General features: G+C 67.7%; 19 protein-coding genes. 8 read left to right on the top strand and 11 right to left on the bottom strand.

Translation table 11 applies throughout. The annotated features are described in order from the left end of the window. Positions 1-30: 30 nt before the first annotated feature. Complete coding sequence (locus LU699_RS10180; protein WP_232138340.1) at positions 31-609, bottom strand: adenylate kinase; 579 nt, start codon at positions 607-609, stop codon at positions 31-33. A gap of 122 nt (positions 610-731) precedes the next feature. On the opposite strand from LU699_RS10180, the gene LU699_RS10175 reads away from it, so the two are divergent. The 4 genes from LU699_RS10175 (at position 732) to LU699_RS10160 (ending at position 6323) form a co-directional block, all read left to right on the top strand. Further along, positions 732-1988: a 6-phosphofructokinase gene (locus tag LU699_RS10175; RefSeq protein ID WP_232138341.1), complete on the top strand. Its 1257-nt coding sequence runs from the start codon at positions 732-734 to the stop codon at positions 1986-1988. A 63-nt stretch (positions 1989-2051) separates the two neighbouring features. Beyond that, a complete protein-coding gene (gene mutM / locus LU699_RS10170; protein ID WP_232138342.1) occupies positions 2052-2864 on the top strand; it encodes a bifunctional DNA-formamidopyrimidine glycosylase/DNA-(apurinic or apyrimidinic site) lyase in 813 nt (270 codons plus the stop codon). A gap of 60 nt (positions 2865-2924) precedes the next feature. After that, positions 2925-3494: an ECF-type sigma factor gene (locus LU699_RS10165; RefSeq protein ID WP_232138343.1), complete on the top strand. Its 570-nt coding sequence runs from the start codon at positions 2925-2927 to the stop codon at positions 3492-3494. A 9-nt stretch (positions 3495-3503) separates the two neighbouring features. Continuing rightward, positions 3504-6323 (top strand): serine/threonine-protein kinase, encoded by a 2820-nt coding sequence (locus LU699_RS10160; protein ID WP_232138344.1) that lies wholly within the window; start codon positions 3504-3506, stop codon positions 6321-6323. 12 nt (positions 6324-6335) lie between these two features. On the opposite strand, the gene LU699_RS10155 is transcribed toward LU699_RS10160, so the two are convergent. Both LU699_RS10155 and LU699_RS10150 read right to left on the bottom strand, forming a co-directional pair. Beyond that, entirely contained in the window at positions 6336-6959 is a 624-nt protein-coding gene (locus tag LU699_RS10155; RefSeq protein WP_232138345.1) for a thymidine kinase, read from the bottom strand. A gap of 73 nt (positions 6960-7032) precedes the next feature. Next, entirely contained in the window at positions 7033-7779 is a 747-nt protein-coding gene (locus tag LU699_RS10150) for an SEL1-like repeat protein (RefSeq protein ID WP_232138347.1), read from the bottom strand. Between the two features lie 145 nt (positions 7780-7924). Here LU699_RS10150 and LU699_RS10145 point away from each other — a divergent pair, with 145 nt between their 5' ends. Beyond that, positions 7925-9901: a UvrD-helicase domain-containing protein gene (locus tag LU699_RS10145; protein ID WP_232138348.1), complete on the top strand. Its 1977-nt coding sequence runs from the start codon at positions 7925-7927 to the stop codon at positions 9899-9901. 6 nt (positions 9902-9907) lie between these two features. Here the strand turns inward: LU699_RS10145 and LU699_RS10140 are convergent, their stop codons facing one another. Beyond that, positions 9908-10564: a YceH family protein gene (locus LU699_RS10140; protein ID WP_232138350.1), complete on the bottom strand. Its 657-nt coding sequence runs from the start codon at positions 10562-10564 to the stop codon at positions 9908-9910. Positions 10565-10679: 115 nt separating this feature from the next. On the opposite strand from LU699_RS10140, the gene LU699_RS10135 reads away from it, so the two are divergent. Both LU699_RS10135 and LU699_RS10130 read left to right on the top strand, forming a co-directional pair. Then, positions 10680-11606: a 5'-nucleotidase, lipoprotein e(P4) family gene (locus LU699_RS10135; protein WP_232138352.1), complete on the top strand. Its 927-nt coding sequence runs from the start codon at positions 10680-10682 to the stop codon at positions 11604-11606. A gap of 279 nt (positions 11607-11885) precedes the next feature. Further along, on the top strand, positions 11886-13376 hold the full coding sequence (locus LU699_RS10130; RefSeq protein ID WP_232580151.1) for a hypothetical protein: 1491 nt from the start codon (positions 11886-11888) through the stop codon (positions 13374-13376). Positions 13377-13440: 64 nt separating this feature from the next. Here LU699_RS10130 and LU699_RS10125 read toward each other — a convergent pair whose 3' ends face one another. From LU699_RS10125 to LU699_RS10095, 7 genes are all read right to left on the bottom strand, one after another. Beyond that, the gene (locus tag LU699_RS10125) at positions 13441-14142 is read right to left on the bottom strand and encodes a DUF6683 family protein (protein WP_232138356.1); all 702 of its coding nucleotides are present in this window, start codon (positions 14140-14142) and stop codon (positions 13441-13443) included. 79 nt (positions 14143-14221) lie between these two features. After that, positions 14222-14941, bottom strand: coding sequence for a hypothetical protein (locus LU699_RS10120; protein WP_232138358.1), 720 nt, complete (start codon positions 14939-14941; stop codon positions 14222-14224). After that, a complete protein-coding gene (locus LU699_RS10115) occupies positions 14942-15328 on the bottom strand; it encodes a hypothetical protein (RefSeq protein WP_232138360.1) in 387 nt (128 codons plus the stop codon). A 136-nt stretch (positions 15329-15464) separates the two neighbouring features. Beyond that, positions 15465-15791, bottom strand: a complete 327-nt coding sequence (locus LU699_RS10110; protein WP_133394710.1) for a hypothetical protein — start codon at positions 15789-15791, stop codon at positions 15465-15467. A gap of 191 nt (positions 15792-15982) precedes the next feature. Next, positions 15983-16402 carry a hypothetical protein gene (locus LU699_RS10105; RefSeq protein WP_232138361.1) on the bottom strand — a complete coding sequence of 140 codons (420 nt, stop codon included), beginning with the start codon at positions 16400-16402 and terminating at the stop codon, positions 15983-15985. A 281-nt stretch (positions 16403-16683) separates the two neighbouring features. Further along, entirely contained in the window at positions 16684-16986 is a 303-nt protein-coding gene (locus LU699_RS10100; protein ID WP_232138362.1) for a hypothetical protein, read from the bottom strand. A gap of 3 nt (positions 16987-16989) precedes the next feature. Next, positions 16990-17211: a hypothetical protein gene (locus LU699_RS10095; protein ID WP_232138363.1), complete on the bottom strand. Its 222-nt coding sequence runs from the start codon at positions 17209-17211 to the stop codon at positions 16990-16992. A gap of 199 nt (positions 17212-17410) precedes the next feature. Between LU699_RS10095 and LU699_RS10090 the strand changes: the two genes are divergently transcribed. Continuing rightward, positions 17411-18073 carry a GNAT family N-acetyltransferase gene (locus tag LU699_RS10090; RefSeq protein ID WP_232138364.1) on the top strand — a complete coding sequence of 221 codons (663 nt, stop codon included), beginning with the start codon at positions 17411-17413 and terminating at the stop codon, positions 18071-18073. Positions 18074-18077: the final 4 nt, after the last annotated feature.

Genomic DNA, 18077 nt, shown 5'->3' with positions numbered 1-18077 from the left:
CGCCTGGGCCATGCCGCCGCTGCGCGACGATCAGGCCGCCGCCTGCTCCCGACCGATCGCCTTGACGATGCGGTCGAACACCTCGTCGAGCGAGCCCACGCCGTCGACGACGGTCAGCTGGTCGTGCTCGCGATAGAACGCGATCACCGGCGCGGTCTGCTGGTCGTAGACGTTGAGGCGGTGACGCACGGATTCGGGGCTGTCGTCGGCGCGGCCCTCGGCCTGCGCGCGGCCGGCGAGGCGCGCGATGATCTGCTCGTTGTCCACTTCCAGCTGCACGGCGGCATCGAACGGCGTGCCCAGCTTCACCAGCAGCGCATCGAGTGCGGCCGCCTGGGCGAGGTTGCGAGGATAGCCGTCGAGGATGAAACCGGCTTGCGTGTCTTCGCGGGAGAACCGGTCTTCCAGCATGCCGAGCAGGATTTCGTCGGAGACCAGATCGCCACGCGCCATGATCGCCTTGGCTTCGAGGCCGAGCGGCGTGCCGGCGGCCACTTCGGCGCGCAGCAGATCACCGGTGGAGATGTGCGGCACCTGCAGATGGTCCTTCAACCGCGCCGCCTGCGTGCCCTTGCCCGAACCGGGCGCACCGAGAAGAACCAAACGCATCGAACGCTCCTGCAACTGTGGGGGACCGCGCCACCGCTCCGACGTACACTCGAACGACACGGCGGCGGACGGCCGCGCCAGCTTACCGTATCCCGCCACGGCCCATCGAAAGGACACGTGCAATGACGTCCGGAACCCTGCTCTACGCCCAGTCCGGCGGTGTCACCGCCGTCATCAACGCGACCGCCTCGGCAGTGCTGCAGGAAGCGCGCAGCCGGCGGGTCAAGGTGCTCGCGGCGCGTAACGGCATCCTCGGCGCGCTGCGCGAGGATCTGGTCGATGCATCGAAGATTCCGCTGGCCACGGTCCGCGCGCTCGCGCACACGCCGGGCGGCGCATTCGGCTCGTGCCGCTACAAGCTCAAGTCGATCGAGGCCGACCGCGCGAAGTACGAACGCCTGATCGAGGTGCTGCGCGCGCACGACGTGCGCTGGTTCCTCTACAACGGCGGCAACGATTCGGCCGACACCGCGCTCAAGGTCTCGCAGCTCGCCGCGCAGTTCGACTACCCGCTGATCTGCATCGGCGTGCCGAAGACGATCGACAACGATCTCGCCGTCACCGACTGCTGCCCGGGCTTCGGTTCCGCGGCGAAATACACCGCGGTGTCGGTACGCGAAGCCGCGCTCGACGTCGCCGCGATGGCCGATACCTCGACCAAGGTGTTCGTCTACGAGGCCATGGGCCGGCACGCCGGCTGGCTGGCCGCGGCCGCGGGCTTGGCCGGGCAGCGTCCCGACGACGCACCGCAAATCATCCTGTTCCCGGAACGCGACTACGACGAGGCCGCCTTCCTCGCCCAGGTGCAACGGCTCGTCGAACGCGTGGGCTGGTGCGTCGTCGTCGCCAGCGAAGGCATCCGCGACAAGGACGGTCGATTCGTCGCCGATGCCGGCGGCGGCCAGGACGCGTTCGGCCACACCCAGCTCGGCGGCGTGGCCTCGCATCTCGCCGGTCGAGTCAAGGACACGCTGGGCTACAAGGTGCACTGGACGCTGCCCGATTACCTGCAGCGCTCGGCGCGGCACGTCGCGTCGAAGACCGATGTCGACCAGGCGATGGCGGTCGGGCGTGCGGCGGTGCAGTTCGCGCTCGCCGGCCGTAACGCGACGATGCCGTCGATCAAGCGCACGTCCGATGCGCCCTACCGCTGGACGATCGAGGCCGCGCCTCTCGAGAAGGTGGCCAACCACGAGAAGATCATGCCGCCCGGTTTCATCCGCCGCGACGGCTTCGGCATCACCGCGGCCGCACGACGCTATCTCGAGCCGCTGATCCGGGGCGAAGCGCCGCCGCCGTATGGCCGCGACGGGCTGCCGAAGTACGTGACGATCGATGCGCCTGCGGTTGCGAAGCGCCTGCCCGGCTGGACGGGCTGATCGGTCCGTCTCGCGTTCAGCCGCGTGGATTGAATCCGCGCGGCCACGCCCGATCTAGAACGTATGCCCGAACTGCCCGAAGTCGAAACCACCCGCGCCGGCCTGGCGCCGCACGTGCTCGGCCGCACCATCCGCAGCGTCGTGCTGCGCCGGCCGGACCTGCGCTGGCCGATCGCCGGCGAGGTCTCGACGGTGCTGCCCGGCCAGCGCGTCGAGGCGATCCGCCGGCGCGCGAAATATCTGCTGCTTGATACCGATGCCGGCAGCGCACTGCTGCATCTGGGCATGTCGGGCAGTCTGCGCGTGCTGGATCCGGACGTCCCGGTGCGCACGCACGACCACGTCGACATGACGCTCGATTCCGGACAGGTGTTGCGCTTCAACGATCCGCGCCGGTTCGGCTGCCTGTTGTGGCAGGCGCCCGGCGAAACGCACGATCTTCTGCGCGATCTCGGGCCGGAACCGCTCGACGACGTGTTCGACGGCGACCATCTGTTCTTCGCCAGCCGCGGCCGCCGCGCGCCGGTGAAAACCTTCCTGATGGACCAGCGCATCGTCGTCGGCGTCGGCAACATCTACGCGGCCGAGGCTCTGTTCGCCGCCGGCATCTCGCCGCTGCGCGATGCGGGGCGCATCTCGCGCGAACGCTATGCGCGGCTGGCCGCGGAAGTGAAGCGGATCCTGGCGTACGCGATCAACCGCGGCGGCACCACGCTGCGCGACTTCATCAGCCCCGACGGCGCACCCGGCTACTTCGAACAGGAACTCTCCGCCTACGGGCGCGGCGGCCTGCCCTGCCCGGCCTGCGGCACCCCGCTCCGGCAGGCGCTGGTGGGCCAGCGCGCGACCGTCTGGTGCCCGCGCTGCCAGCGCTGAAAGCCCGCCGCGCCGCGGCTGGATAAGCGCTATAGTCGCGGCGCGGAACGAGGGCTGGGCATGAGCGAAGGTCAGGTTGCCGAGATCACCCAGTGGCTGGATGCCGCGCGCGGCGGAGATCGCGACGCGCTCGATCGCGTGCTCGCCACGCTCTACCAGGAACTGCACCAGATGGCCCGGCGCCAGCTCGCCGGCCAGCACGGGCACACGCTCGATGCGACCGCCCTGGTGCACGAGGCCTACCTCAAACTGATCGGCCGCCACGAAGCGCGTTTCGACGACCGTGCGCATTTCTTCGCCTACGCCGCGTCGGCGATGCGCAGTGTCGTCGTCGACTACGCGCGGCAGCGGCTGGCACAGAAGCGCGGCGGCGATCTGCATCGCGTCACCGAGCTGCCGGAGAACATCGAAAGCGGCCTGCGCCTCGACGAGGACACACTGGCGCTGGACATCGCACTGACCCGTCTGGCTGCGGTCGACAAGCGTCTCGCCCAGGTGGTGGAGCTGCGGTATTTCGCCGGGCTGTCGGAGCTGGAAATCGCCGCGCTGCTGGAACGGTCCGAACGCAGCATCCGCCGCGACTGGCAGAAGGCGCGGATGTACCTGCTGGCGTCGTTGCGGGAAGACTGAGCGCCGCGCATGGACAGCGCGCGCTGGCAGCGGCTGTCCCCGGCCCTCGATGCGTTGCTTGAACTCGATGACGACGCGCGCGCGTCTGCGCTGGCAACATTACGCCTGGACGATCCCGACTTCGCCGCCGAACTTGAAGCCCTGCTCACGCTGGACGCCGAACGCGAGGATTTCCTTGCCGAACCGATCGTCGCCGCGCTATCGGGCATGCTGCCCGGCCGACACATCGGCCCCTACGAACTCGAACGTCTGCTCGGCGAAGGCGGGATGGGTCAGGTGTGGCTCGCGCGGCGTGCCGACGGCCTGTACGAACGTCGCGTCGCGCTGAAACTGCTGCGACCGGGACTGGCCGATCCCGACCTGCGCCTGCGCTTCACCCGCGAGCGGCAGATCCTCGCGCGGCTGGAACATCCGCACATCGCGCGCCTGCTCGATGCCGGCATCAGCACCGACCAGCAACCGTATCTCGCGCTGGACTACATCGATGGCGAGCCGGTCACCGATTGGTGCAAGCGACACCAGCCGAGTGTCGCGGACCGCATCCGTCTGTTCCTGCAGGTCTGCGATGCAGTCAGCCACGCGCACACGAACCTGATCGTGCACCGCGACCTCAAACCTTCGAACATTCTCGTCACTGCGCTCGACGATGTGCGGCTGCTGGATTTCGGCATCGCCAAACTGCTCGACACGTCCGGTCAGGCGCCGGAACACACGCGCACCGGCATGCGCGCTTTCACGCTGCACTACGCCGCGCCCGAACAGATCCGTGGCGAGCCGGTGACGACGATGACCGATGTGTATTCGCTGGGCGTCGTGCTCTACGAACTGCTGTCGGGGCGCAAACCCTATCAACCCGTGCGCACCAGCGATGCGCAGTGGGAACAGGCGATTCTCGATGCCGATCCGCCCCGACCATCGCAGACGCTGCTGCGCGGCATCGACGATGGCGTGGAGCCGACGCAGCGCAAGCGCATGGCCCGCACGATCGCTGGCGACCTCGACACCATCGTGCTGCGCGCGCTCGAGAAAGAACCTGCCGATCGTTACGCGTCGGTCGAGGCCTTCGCGCTCGACCTGCGGCGCTGGAGCGACGGCAAGCCGATCCTCGCGCGCCCGCAACGGCTGTCGTATCGCGTGGGCAAGTATCTGCGCCGGCATCGCTGGGCAGTGTCGAGTGCGGCGCTGGTGGCGCTCTCGCTCGTCGCTTCGATGGTGGCGGTGACGTGGCAGGCCAACCAGGCGATCGAGGAATCGGCGCGCGCGCAGGCGATGCAGGATTTCGTCGTCGGCCTGTTCGAACAGGCGGGCGCCGCGGCCGGCGGCGCGCCACTCGACATCCGCCAGCTGCTCGAAGCGGGCGTACAACGCGGCGATGCGGAACTCGCGCACCAGCCGGTTGCGCGCGCCGAACTCTATGGCGTCATCGCACGGTTGCGGCTCGGGCTCGGCGATTACGATCAGGCGTTGGCACTGCTGGAACGCCAGTCGGCCGTGGTCGGCGGCATGGACGATGCGCCGCCGAGTCTGCGCCTGCAATCGGCCAGCGACCATGGCCGCACGCTACGGCTGCTCGGTCGGCCGCGCGACGCGATCGCATCGATGCAGCCGCTGCAGGCGCTGGCCCTGCAGCGCGAACAGCTGCTGCCGCGGCAGGCCGCCGAGCTGTACACGCAGCTGGGGCGCGGCCGGCGCGACATCGGCGAGCCCGACAGCGCGCGTCTGCTGTTCCGACGCGCGCTGGCACTGCGTCGCGACAGCGCGGTGCCGGATGAAGCCGGCACGATCGAAAGCCTCGCCGATCTCGCTTCGCTGCACAGCGCCGCCGGCGAGATCACCGAGGCGCTGGCCGGCACCGATGCGGCCCTCGCACGCCTGCGCCAACGTCTCGATCCGCGACACCCGCTCGCGGTCGAGCTGCTGCGCACGCGCTGTGCATTGCTGCGCGCGGATGGCCGTACGCGGCCGGCCGAAGAGAGCTGCCGCGAGGCGCTGTCGCTCGCGCTCGATCTGCACGGCGCGCGCCATCCGTCCACGCTCGATGCGCGTCGCCAGCTGGCGGCCCTGCACGTCGATCAGGGCCGCTTCGCCGAAGCCGAAGCGGAATTCCGCGATGCACTGGTCTGGACCGTCGCGCGGCTCGGCGCGCGCCATGCCGATGTCGCCCGCATCCACAACAGCCTCGGCATCGTGGCCTGGGAGCGCGGCGACGACGACGCGGCGCTGGCGTCGCTGGCGCGCACGGTCGACATCTGGCGCCAGACCAGCCCCAACGCGATGCTCGCCGACGGCCTGTTCAACCATGCGATGGTGCTGCACGCCGTCGGCCGGGATGCCGATGCGCAACCGCTGCTGCTTGAATCCCTCGCGCTGCGCCAGGCGCGTTTCGGCGCGCGGCACGGGCTGGTCGGCGACACGCTGCGGATGCTCGGGGAAGTGGAAGCGGCACTCGAACCGGGCGCCGGTACCCGTCATCTCGAAGACGCGGCCACGATCACCGCCGAAGCCTACGGCGCGCAGCATCCCAACGCATTGCGCGCGGCGCTGTCGCGCGATCGCGTCGCCGCGGACGCCGGCAATGTCGAGGCACTGGCCGGACTGGACCGCCTCGCACGCACGCCGCCCGATGACAGCGAACTGCGCAAGATCGCCTGGATCGCGCGTGCCCATGCCGCAGCCCTGCGCTGCGCTGCGCCGGGCGCCACGAGTGCCCGCAACGACCTCGCGGTGCTCGCCACCCAGGTCCGCGCCGCGCAGCCGGAAGGCGGCGCGATCAGTCGCGACATCGAGGCCGCCCGTAAACGCTGCGGCGCGTTGCTCGCGCGTCGCTGACGCGCGCCCGGATCAGACCAGCGGCAGCGGTGGCTGCACCGGCTCGATCCGCCCCTCGCCACGCACGATGCGCTTGAACTCCGCCCGGCTCACCGACACGTAGCGCTCGTTGCCGCCGATCTCGACCTGCGGGCCGTCCTGCACGGCATACCCCTGCTCGTCGACGCGCACGGTCATCGTCGCCTTCTTGCCGGTGTGGCAGATCGTCTTGATCTCGGTCAGCTCGTCGGCCCAGGCCAGCAGATGCTGGCTACCCTCGAACAGTTCGCCGCGGAAGTCGGTGCGCAGGCCGTAGCACAGCACCGGAATCCGCAGCGCGTCGACGACTTCCGACAGCTGCCAGACCTGCGCCTGCGACAGGAACTGGGCCTCGTCGATCAGCACGCAATGCAGGCTGCCATCGCCATCGACCAGCGCGCGGATGCGCTCGAGCAGATCATCGTTGCGATCGAAGGCAATCGCATCGGCCGACAGCCCGATCCGCGACGCCACCCGCCCTACGCCGGCGCGGTGGTCGAGCCGCGGCGTCAACAACGCGACCCGCATGCCGCGCTCGCGATAGTTGTGCGCGCTCTGCAGCAGCGTGGTGGTCTTTCCGGCGTTCATCGCCGAGTAGTAGAAGTACAGCTTGGCCATGGGCGGATTCTACGGCGGACGCACTTTGCGATCAGCCCCGCTGCGCAGGCAGCGTGCGCCGATCGTTGCTGGATCAACGTTCCTTGTCGTCGTTCCGGTCAGTCGGTGCGCGCACCGGCTCTACATCGCCCACGTCTACACGGCCTACCAGAGGCTTCTTCCAGACCGCGTCGTGCCAGGCCTGATAGGCCTCCGGCTCCCAGAATTTCTCCGCGTAATACTTGCTGCCATCGATGCTCTGCGAAATGCCGCCAGGTCCCGCAATCTCGATCCGCAGATTTCCGCTCATACCGACACGGCTGCCGGTCATCTGTCTGCGCGCGCGGCGGAGCACTGCAGCAATTCTCGGTTGTGCGACGGCGTCGCCGAATTCGGCATAGACCGCCTGCCCTTTCTCGATCGCCTCTTCGCGCTGGGCGGCGTCGAGCGCCTGCCAATAGCGTTCCCGGAGGATGGTGAATCCCTCGTAGCCCCGCTCCGCCGCGAGATCCATCCACGCGTAAGCGAGCGCGGGATCGCGAGGTGCACCTTCGCCCTTCCAGATCATCTCGGCCACCATGCCCTGGGACGGCTTGTCGGCGTAACGGGCGCCCCGGCGGAAATACGTCATCGCCTCCGCATGCTCGCCGCGGTTGTAGGCGGCCCAGCCGCGACCGCGATTTTCGAGGTCGGGATGCGCGGCGAGAAATCCTGCTGAATCCAGGATCTGTTGCTCGGCGGCATCCGGCACTTCCTGCGCCGAGGCACTGCCGGGCAGCGCCGCAACCGCGAGCGCAAGCGCCGTTAAAGCCGTAGTCGTCGTTTTGCGGATCCATCGCATGGTGTTGCTCCGTAAAGAGTGCATTTCTGCCACAGCCTACGTGCCGCGCGCCGCGCGGTCTCCCCAACCGATGGCACGGGCCGGCGTGGCGACGGGCGTACAGGGCGGCCCGCTACAATGCGCATCGCTGAATCCAGTGGTCCCGATGCACGGTCTCAACCCCCAACAAGCTGCGGCCCTCGGGCACATCGAAGGTCCGCTGCTGGTGCTCGCCGGTGCGGGCAGCGGCAAGACGCGCGTGATCGTCGAGAAGATCGCGCATCTGATCCAGTCGGGCCGTTACCCGGCGAAGCGGATCGCGGCGATCACGTTCACCAACAAGTCGGCCAAGGAGATGCGCGAGCGCATCGCCAAGCGGATACGCGGCGATGCGGCGGACGGGCTGACGATCTGCACCTTCCATGCGCTCGGCCTGAAGATGCTGCAGTTCGACCACGCGAAGCTCGGGCTGCGGCGCGGGTTCTCGATCTTCGACGCCGACGACAGCGCCTCGCAGATCAAGGATCTGCTGCCGGGCGTCAAGCCGGACATGATCCAGTTGCTGCAGGGCCTGGTGTCGAAAGCGAAGAATGCCGGCCTGTCGCCGGAGCAGGCGCACAACGTCGCGATCAGCGCGCGCGAGTTCGAGGCGGCCGCGCTGTATGCGCGCTACCAGGAGCGGTTGACCGCCTTCAACGCGGTCGACTTCGACGATCTGATCCGTCTGCCGGTGCAGTTGCTCGAATCCGACGATGACGCGCGCGACGCGTGGCGCGAGCGGATCGGCTATCTGCTCGTCGACGAGTGCCAGGACACCAACGACGCGCAGTACCGCCTGCTCAAGGCGATTGCCGGCCCGAAGGGCAACTTCACCTGCGTGGGTGACGACGACCAGAGCATTTACGCCTGGCGCGGTGCGAATCCGGAGAACCTGACGGCGCTGGGCGAGGACTATCCGGACTTGCGCATCGTCAAGCTCGAACAGAACTACCGCTGCAGCAATCGCGTGTTGCGCGCAGCGAACGCGCTCATCGCCAACAATCCGCACGAGCATCCCAAGACGCTGTGGAGCGCGCAGGCCGATGGCGAGCGCATCCGCATCTGGGAGTGCCGCGACAGCGCGCACGAGGCCGAGAAGGTGGCCGGCGAGATCCAGTTCCTGCAGTCCTCGCGCCAGGTGGAGTGGAGCGAGTTCTGCATCCTGTTCCGCAGCAACCATCTCTCGCGCCCGCTGGAAAAAGCGCTGCAGCTGCTGCGCGTGCCGTATCACCTCAGCGGCGGCACGGCGTTCCTCGATCGCGGCGAGGTCAAGGACGCGATGTCGTGGCTGCGCATGCTGGCCAATCCCGACGACGATTCGGCCTTCCTGCGCGCGGTGCAGTCACCGGCGCGCGGCGTCGGCCAGGCATCGCTGGCGCGGCTGTCGGAACTGGCGCGCGCGGCCGACATGCCGATGTCGCGGGCGATCGAATCGATGGGCCTACTCAAGCAGCTGCCGCCGCGCGCGGCCAACGCACTCAGTGAGTTCGGCGACATCCTGCGCGGGCTGCGCGAGGATGCGCGGCGCTTGCCGGCGGGCGAACTGGTGCGCGAACTCAACGAGCGCTCCGGGCTGATCGCGATGCTCAAGGCCCAGTGCAAGACCGACGACCTGTTCCGGATCCGCTCCGGCAACCTCAACGAACTGGCCGACTGGTTCGAAGGCGCGCGCGGCGCCGGCCCCGGCGAACTGGCGTCGCAACTCGCGCTGCTGAGCCACGCCGACAAGGGCGATCCGGGCAACCAGGTGCGGTTGATGAGCATGCACGCGGCCAAGGGACTGGAGTTCCGCTACGTCTTCATCATCGGCATGGACGACAACACGCTGCCGCACGAATCGAGCATCGACGAGGGTCGCATCGACGAAGAGCGGCGCCTGCTCTACGTGGGCATCACCCGCGCCAAGGAGCAGTTGTGGCTGAGCCATCCGCGCGAGACCCAGCGCTGGGGCCAGAAGCTGCGGCTCACGCCGAGCCGGTTCTTCGAAGAACTGCCCGCCGCTGAAGTGCAGCGCGACGGCGCCGATCCGGTGGCCGACGCCGCCCGCAAGCGCGAACGCGCCGACCACGGCTTCGCCGCGATCCGGGCGCTGCTCGACAGCTGAGCCCGCTCAGCCGGGCAGACGCGCCGTCAGCGCCTCGAGCGTGTCCCGCAGCGCAGCGACCTCGGCTTCAAGGGCTTCGACGCGGGCCGCCAGACCCGCATCGCCTGTCGCGTCGCGCGCGGGACCGGCTGCGGCGATGGCGGCCACGTCGACCGGGCCGCACAGCAGATGCGTGTAGCGGTCTTCGCGGCGGCCGGCCGACGGCGCAATGCGTACCGCCAGACCCTTGCCGGCCAAGCGCTCGAGATGGTGGCGCGCGTCGTCGGCATCGGCGAAGGGATGCATGCGCTCGCTGCGCGTCACCAGCTCGGCGAGAGTCTGGGCGCCGCGCAGCCTCAGCAGCGCGAGCAGCACGACCTGCGGCTGCGGGACATCCAGCGCCGTGCCCAGCACGTGCTCGTGCCGCTCGGCGCGCGAGGAGAACGACTGCCGCGCGAACCGGTGGCCTTCCAGTTGTCGCAGCGCGTGCTGCACGTCGCCGAACGAGGCCGACATCACCGGCTCGCGCGCGGTCTTCTGGTTGGCCGCCGACTGCGCGGCGTTGACGGTCAGCGGATAGACGTCCGGCGTGGTCGCCTGCTTCTCCACCAGACAGCCGAGCACGCGCGCCTCGATCGGGGTGAGTCGGGGCCAGCGATCCTGGTCCTGCGCCTGCTCGTCCATGGGAATTCCAGCCTCGAAGGGGGCGACAGGATGCGCCCCGCGTGCCGGCCTGTCATGTTCGCGATGATCGCGGCCGTTAAACTCGTGTGTTCACACGATGACGACGGACCCGCCCATGCGCCTGACCGCACCCGCCCTCACCCTGCTCGCCAGCGCGCTGCTGCTGGCCGCCTGCAAGCCGACGACGCCTGCGGCCGCACCTGCCGACGACGCTGCAGAAGCGGCGCCGACCACCTCGACCACCCAGGCGCCGGCCGCCACCGATCCCAGTGACAACCTCAATGCGGTGCTGTGGATCCAGCGCTCGGAGGAGTACCGCGCCAACAGCCTGTCGATCTTCCGCGCCGCCGCCGATCACCTCGACGACGCGCTGGCCGAAAAGAACTGGGATGCGCTGGTGCCCGAAGAACGCGAGCTGATCGGCGACGCGACCGCGCTGCCGCCGGCGGTGATCATGGACATCGACGAGACCGTGCTCGACAACTCGCCCTACCAGGCGCGCCTGATCCAGAACGGTCTGGAGTACGACGAAGTCACCTGGGCGCAGTGGGTCGCCGAGAAGAAGGCCAAGCCGGTCCCGGGCGTGCTCGAGTTCGCCAAGGCGGCCGAGGCCAAGGGCGTGACCATCCTGTATCTCTCCAACCGCGCCCAGCATCTGCAGGAGGCGACGCTTGCGAACCTGCGCGCCGAAGGGCTGCCGGTGAAGGACGAGAGCGTGTTCCTCGGGCTGGGCACGTTCGTCGAGAACTGCGAGCAGAACGGCACCGAGAAGACCTGCCGCCGCCGCCTGGCCGGTCGCGACTACCGTGTACTGATGCAGTTCGGCGACCAGCTGGGCGACTTCGTCGACATCCTCGCCAACACGTCCGAGGCCCGCGGCGAGCTGCTCGACACCTACGGCGACTGGTTCGGCGAGCGCTGGTGGATGCTGGCCAATCCGAGCTACGGCGGCTGGGAGCCGGCCCAGTTCAACAACGCCTGGGACCAGCCTGCGGGCGTCCGTCGCGAGTCGAAGCGCAACGCGTTGGAACTTTCGAACTAATCGAATCAATTACTTGCAATACACTATTTCAAGTGTTGCATCAGGTATCCGGACGCGGTAGCCTGCGTCCGCCACACCATAGTCCTCCGGCTCTGCCGGCTTGAAGGGAGACGAAAGTCTCCCTTTTTTTATGCTGCGACCGCCGTCCCAGAACGGCGCAATCTAGGGTCGACCCCAGGGTGTGGCGGCGCCTCGCGACGCCTACCCTCGGGCAAGCCGTCATCGAAGCGGACGCCTGCCCACTTTTTTCCGACTGCCATCCAGCCCCCGGAGGCAACGGTGTCATTCCTTCCCGATCCGCTCGGATTGTTCTCGTCTTCGTCCTCACGCGGACCCGGTCTGGTGCCCGGTTTGTTCCAGGCGCTTCGGTCGAACTTCGGCCAGCAGATGCAGACCATGCCGCAGCAGCAGGCGCAGAGCATGTTTCCCGGCGCCAACCTCGGCGCAGGTCAGCCGGCGGCCGGCAACGCCGCAGCAGGACAGACGCCTCCGGGGCTGCCCACACTCAATCTGCCGGGCGGTCTGTCGATCGCGCCCCCGCCTTTGCCGTTCTCCGGCAATGCGGGCAACGCGGGCAGCACCGCGCCCGCACCGCAGGCGAATGGTGGCGGACTGATCGGCACCGCCGGCAACGTCCTCAACAGCGTCACGACCTCGCTTCGCAACATCCTGAGTCCGCCAGGCCCCACGCCGGGCACCTTGCCACCCGCGTCGTCATCACCGGGCGCTGCGCCGGGCACCGCACCGGGCCTGGGCAATGCATCTGGCCTCGCGCAGGGCCTCGGCAACCTGCCGGGCAATGTCGCCAACACCGCCGCGAACGTGGTGCGCACGGTCGCCAGCGCGCTGCCTGGCGCACCGACCGCGGTACCCCAGGCGGCGAACCCGGTTGCGACCCAGGCCTTGTCCACCCAGCAACCCACGGGCCCGATGCAGCCCGCTCCTGCACAGACGCTGGTGCAATCGCAGGCCGTGCCCGCGCAGCAGCCCGCGACCTCGGCGCAGGCCATGACACAGGCACCGCAGTCACAGGCCGCCCAGACCCAACCGCAGAGCGCGAGCACGCTGTCGCAACAGACTTCGTCAGTGCCGGTTCCCCAGCAGGCACAGCCTGCACGGACGGACGCAGCGTTCGCGCCAGCCGGTAACCCGGCCGCGGATCGTGCGGGGGTTCCGCAACAGGCACAGCCGCCCGTGCAGCCCAACGTGCCCAGCGCACCGCAAGGCGCCGCCCTGCTCGCAGCTGTACCGTTGGCCACGACCGTGGCGCAGGCGCCGGTCGCACAACAGCTCGCCGGCAATCCGCAGGCGCAGGTGTCCGGCAGTCCCATTGCCGGCACAGCCTCGCTCGATGCCGGTGGCCCGGTCCGCGCCGAGTTGACCGGCGCCGGCACCTACACGCTGGATGGACCCGGCCTGCGTCGACGCGGACGTATGAAGGTGGGCGCACAGGAACTGGGCCAGTGGATGCTCGCGGCCGCGCAGGGCCGCCTGCACCTCATGCGTCCGTATGACGACGACACGCCGCGACAGGTCGCCAAGGTCTTCCAGCAGATGTTCTGGGTGCTGGCGATCGTGGCCTACGGATGCCTGGGGCTCGTCCTCGTCAGCTTCCTGTTGAGCCTCGGCGAACTCCCCGCCGCGCCTACGCTGCGTCGCTGGACGGGCGAGTTCGCATGGGCGGGCCTGTTGGCCGCCATCGGCGCATGGTGGCTCGGGCGCCAGCTCATGCGCGCGCAACGGCCGCCGCCTGATCCGATCCGTCGTTAGCGCATGCCTCAAAGAAAAAGGGCGCCGCATGCGGCGCCCTTTTTCTGTCTCGACCGGTCGATCTTCAGCGTGTGACCAGACCGCCATCACCGAGCGCAACACGCTGCAGATCCACACCGTTGCCCTGCAGGCTCTGGCGCACGCTCGCGGACAGTGCGGTCAATGCCTGCCGATTGCCTTGCTGCTTCATCGACTGATAGGTCAATGCGGACACCATCGTCAGATAGGCGGTCCGCTCGGCCTGCGCCTGTTTCGCCGCATCCGACATTTCCGCGATCTCCGGCACAGCCGCGAGCGGTCCGATCAACTGCCGTCGCACTGCCCGCTGACCGTCCGGCGACTGGCGCGAATCGCGGTCGTTGACCACCTCCCACGAGATCAACAAGTGCGCCGCCAGCACATCGCCGAGATTGGTCGGGTCATAGCCGTACCGGCGCAGGATCTTGTCGAACTCGCGCAGCATCTCGCCCGAGCCGATGACCTTTTCCAGATCCGCCACCTGTTGCGGATTGCGGCCGAAGGCGCGGATCGTTTCCTGCTGCACGCGCGCGCTGACTGCAGCGTCGCGGCGGAACGACAGCGTCTCCACAGCCTGCGCATCGACCTGCGCGGGTGCGGGTCGGGAAATGGCCTGCTGCAACGCGCGCTGCACGGCTGCGTCGCCGTCGGCTGCGTGAACCGATGTCGCCATTGCGCACGCGCACAGAAGCGCCGACGCCCAGACGATCCAACGGGAACGGGCGGTCGCACGATGCATCTCGGTCATGGCGGAACTCCTGTGATCTGAAATCTGCATGCGGGATTTCGCCCCCCGCATATCGAGTGGAACCTGTTGCGACGACCGCTCAACGTTCGACGAATCCGTCGCCGGTCAGGGTGTAGCGCGCGAGATCGTTGTTGGACTGGCGCAGGAAATCCTCGCGCACTGTTTCCCGGAACGCAGCGATGCCGCCTGCGTCGCCGGATTGCCTGACACGCGTGTTCTCGCGCATCAGAACCGCTGCCAACAACTCGTAGAGCCGGCGCTGTCGCTGACCTTCGGGGGAACGTTCGAAATCCGCGCCCTTGGTCCACAGCGACTGCATCTGCTGCTGCAACCCGCGCACCTGCTCGGGCGATGCGCGTGATCCGTCGTAGGCCTCCCAGGATGCGACGAACAACAACACGTTGGCCGGGATCAACTCGCCCCGGGTCAGCCCGCTCACCTGGTAGCGCGCCTGCAGCAACGCGTCCGCATCGCCCGATCCGACGAACGTCGCAACATCCTGCACGGGCAAGCTGGTCAGCTGTGAGTAACCGGCCACGAAGTCACTATCGATTCCCGAAACACCCGTTTCGCGCGTGCTGGAAACCTCGCGACGCGCCGCGGGCGCCGACTCTCCTCCGGAGAACCCATCGCGATAGGCCTTCATGAAATCCGCGTCGAGTCGCTCAGGATCAGCATCGGCGGTTTCGACCTCGGCGCCCGTCGCTGCGGACTCCGCGGAACTACCGGAACAGCCCGTCGTGAATCCGAATCCCAGCAGGAACAGCGCGAGGCCGCTGAAACGCATCGACCACCGCATTTAATCGCGCTCGGCGCGCGCATCGCGTCGCCCCATCTCGGAGGCCCACGCATTCGCGCTGGCGGCGCCATCGGCTGCAACGCGCCGCGCATACTCGCCGCGCAGTTCCGCCAGGTGTGCGTCACGCGACTTGCCGCTGCCGGCGTAATCGTCGTCTTTACGGCGTTCGGAATCGCGCAGATTCTCGGAGGTATTGCGCATCGCGGATTGCGACAGGGCGTTCTGCCCGTATCCCATGCCCAGATCGAGCGTGGCGCCCGGATCGTACTGGGCCATCGCCAATGACAGAGGCGCCGAGGCGCACAGCAACACCATTGCCAGACGGCCTGTCCGCCGCGGACCTAATGCCCGCTGCTGTGCAGGTACTCCGGATCTTGAACGTGTCATGGCGTTTCTCCTGGATGGACACCGGCCGGATGCTCGCGCGACATATGTCAGCACGATGTCGTGACACACACCGCCACACCGGAAACGAAGAAGGGCAGGTGCCAAGCACCTGCCCTCCGGTATCGCAACCGCCCGATTACTGCTTGCGGGCGTTCGCTGCCAGACCTTCACCGATCGACTTGATCGCGGTGGAGATGGTGTTCGACAGCATGTTGAACATCTGCGATTCGGCCTGGAACTCGGTCTGCGTGGCGCTGAATTCCTGCGCGTCATCCTTGCCGGTCAGGCCGTTCAGCTTCTCGCTGAGATCGTTGAGCTTCTGGGCCTTCTCGCCGAGGATGCTGCCCATCGCCTTGGCGATGGCCACCAGCCAGCTTTCACCCTTACCACCCTTGCCCTCGCCGCTGATGCTGTCGAGGCCGGCCTGGGCGATCTGCAGATTCACTTCGAAGTTGACGCTCATTGGACTATCTCCTGGGTTTCAAAGTTTTGGAAAACACATGAATCCGTTCGATGGGCCGATTCCGTTGCGCATTGCGTCTGCTGCAATCAGGACATTCGAGCCACATACCGCTGATGGATCAATCCTGCTCGTCGCGCTGGAGACCAGCAACTAGGGCGTACCCTAGAAACGCGCCGGTTCCTCTATTCAGTTCATGCCGCAGTGCGTTCGTTGCCGCCGTCCTGCGCGGCCAGCCACGCACGCGCCGCCTCTTCACCCTGTTCGCGGGAAATGCGCGCGAATTCCAGTGCCCGCTTGACGCCGGGATTGTCGAACACGCGATAGCTTTCGGCGAAAGCCAGCTCGACTTCCTCGCTGCCTGCCTGGTCCACCAGACCACTTGCATGCAGCACACCCAGCGTCTGCGCCAGACTCGCGCGAATCTGCGACGCATCGGTGGGGTCCTGCAACGACGACATGTTGTCGAGCGACTGTTCCATCTGGGCCAGCATGCTTTCGCGGCTTGCGGCATCGATATCGCGCTGCTCGCGCAGTTCCGTTTCGAAACGCTCGAGCAGCGACGCGCGCAGTGCCTTGAAATCGGTGGACGGATTGGATGCGGATGACGACATGCGCTCGAACTCCCTTCTTGAGTGCAATCCGACCGGGCATCGTCTGCTTCGGGTCGTATCGCGGATACGGTCGCGTCAGGCTGCAGCCTGGATGATGAAGCCTTCGTGGACGGCGCCCGCGGGCGACCCCCTTCGCTGATGATGCGGTCCCATCGCGTTCGCCGCATCTAGGTCAGGCCCTAGGGCCGCGCCTCGGCACAGGAACAATGAAAGAAGCCTGCAGGTTTGGCCTGCAGGCTTCTTCGATACCGCACCACGATGAAGTGGCGTTCGAGCGATGCTCAGGTGGCGGGGGCCTGGACCGAAGTCAGCGAATCCACCATCCGCCTTGCATCCGCACCCTCACGCTCGCCCATCTCGCGGGAGCGTTCGCCCAGCCAGGCATCCGCGGCGTCCCTGCCATCGCGTTCGCTGCGCTCTTCGTACTCGGGCACGAGTGCCTTGAGTTCGAGTTGCACCGCTTCCAGACGTTCGTCCATATGCCGGATGAGGGTGTTCTCGTCATCCGCATCGATCGCGCCCTGCTGCCGGAGCTGGGCAAGACCGTCGATCCACGCCTGTCGCTGGGCCTGCTGGTCGTGCATGGATTACTTGCCGCCGAAGTTGATGTTGAAGCCACCCTTGAAGCCTTCGGTGACGGCATCCTGTGCCGACTGCGGCAGGCCAAGACCGTCGAACAGGCCGCTGAGGGCCGAATCGAACAGCTGACCGACGAGGTCGCCGAGGAGGTTGCCGATGATGCTGCCGAGGGGGCCGCCGAAGGCGGTGCCGATCAGAGAGCCGATGCCGGAGAAGACGTCGCTGGACATGGTGAAACTCCTTTGAATTGAAAAGAAAACAACACTTGGATCTGTGCGCGCTGCCGTTACTGGATGAATGACTTGCGCGACTGCAGCCGCAGTGTCTTCCCAACGCATCGCCACGACAGCTAGGTCGTACCCCATCTAGGGTCCGCCCTAGCTCACGCTTTCTCCACGCGATCGCGGTCGAGCGCGCTATAACAGCGCCATGCCGACGACGCCGACCGCATCCGTTGATGCAGCAGATCCCACGCCGCCTGCGTTCTCCCGCGACGATCTGCCCGCGGAGGGGCGCGACTATCCGACCGAAGAACAGCTGCACTCGCGACGTCTACGGCTGCACGGATTCGCGTTCCGCCACGTGATCGATCTCATGCAGCTTGGCCGCGAAGAGCGCGTCACCCGGATGCTGCTCGACGATCCGATCGCCACGCTCGACGATGCGATGGGCCTGGTCGTCTGGGCCAACAAGCTCTATCGCGAGCGGCCGGGACTCGGCTTGTGGCACACGCGTGATCGTGCCGGTCGCTTCATCGGACTGTTCTCGTTGACGCCCAGTGGCGATGCCGGCGACATCGCGATCGGTGTGCGGCTGCTGCCGTCGGCCTGGGGCCGCGGCTATGCGATCGAAGGTGGCGCGGCCTTGTGCGCGCACGCGTTCGCGACGCTGCAACTGCCCGCGCTGATCGCGCAGTGCGCGCCGGAGAACCGATCGGTGCCGCCGTTGTTGCTGCGCCTGGGATTCGACGAGATCGCATCGGGCGAACAGTTCGGTAATCCGGCGCGCCGGTTCCGCCTGGCACGCGAAGACTGGCACGGGCTGCGGCCGCGCCGCGCCGGCTCGCGCGATGCGGGCACTGCGCCCGACTGAGACT

The organism is Luteimonas fraxinea (assembly GCF_021233355.1).
In the GTDB taxonomy this organism is placed as follows: Bacteria; Pseudomonadota; Gammaproteobacteria; order Xanthomonadales; family Xanthomonadaceae; genus Luteimonas; species Luteimonas fraxinea.
Note: the sequence above shows the minus strand (reverse complement) of the source record. Positions and strands in the feature narration are given on the sequence as shown.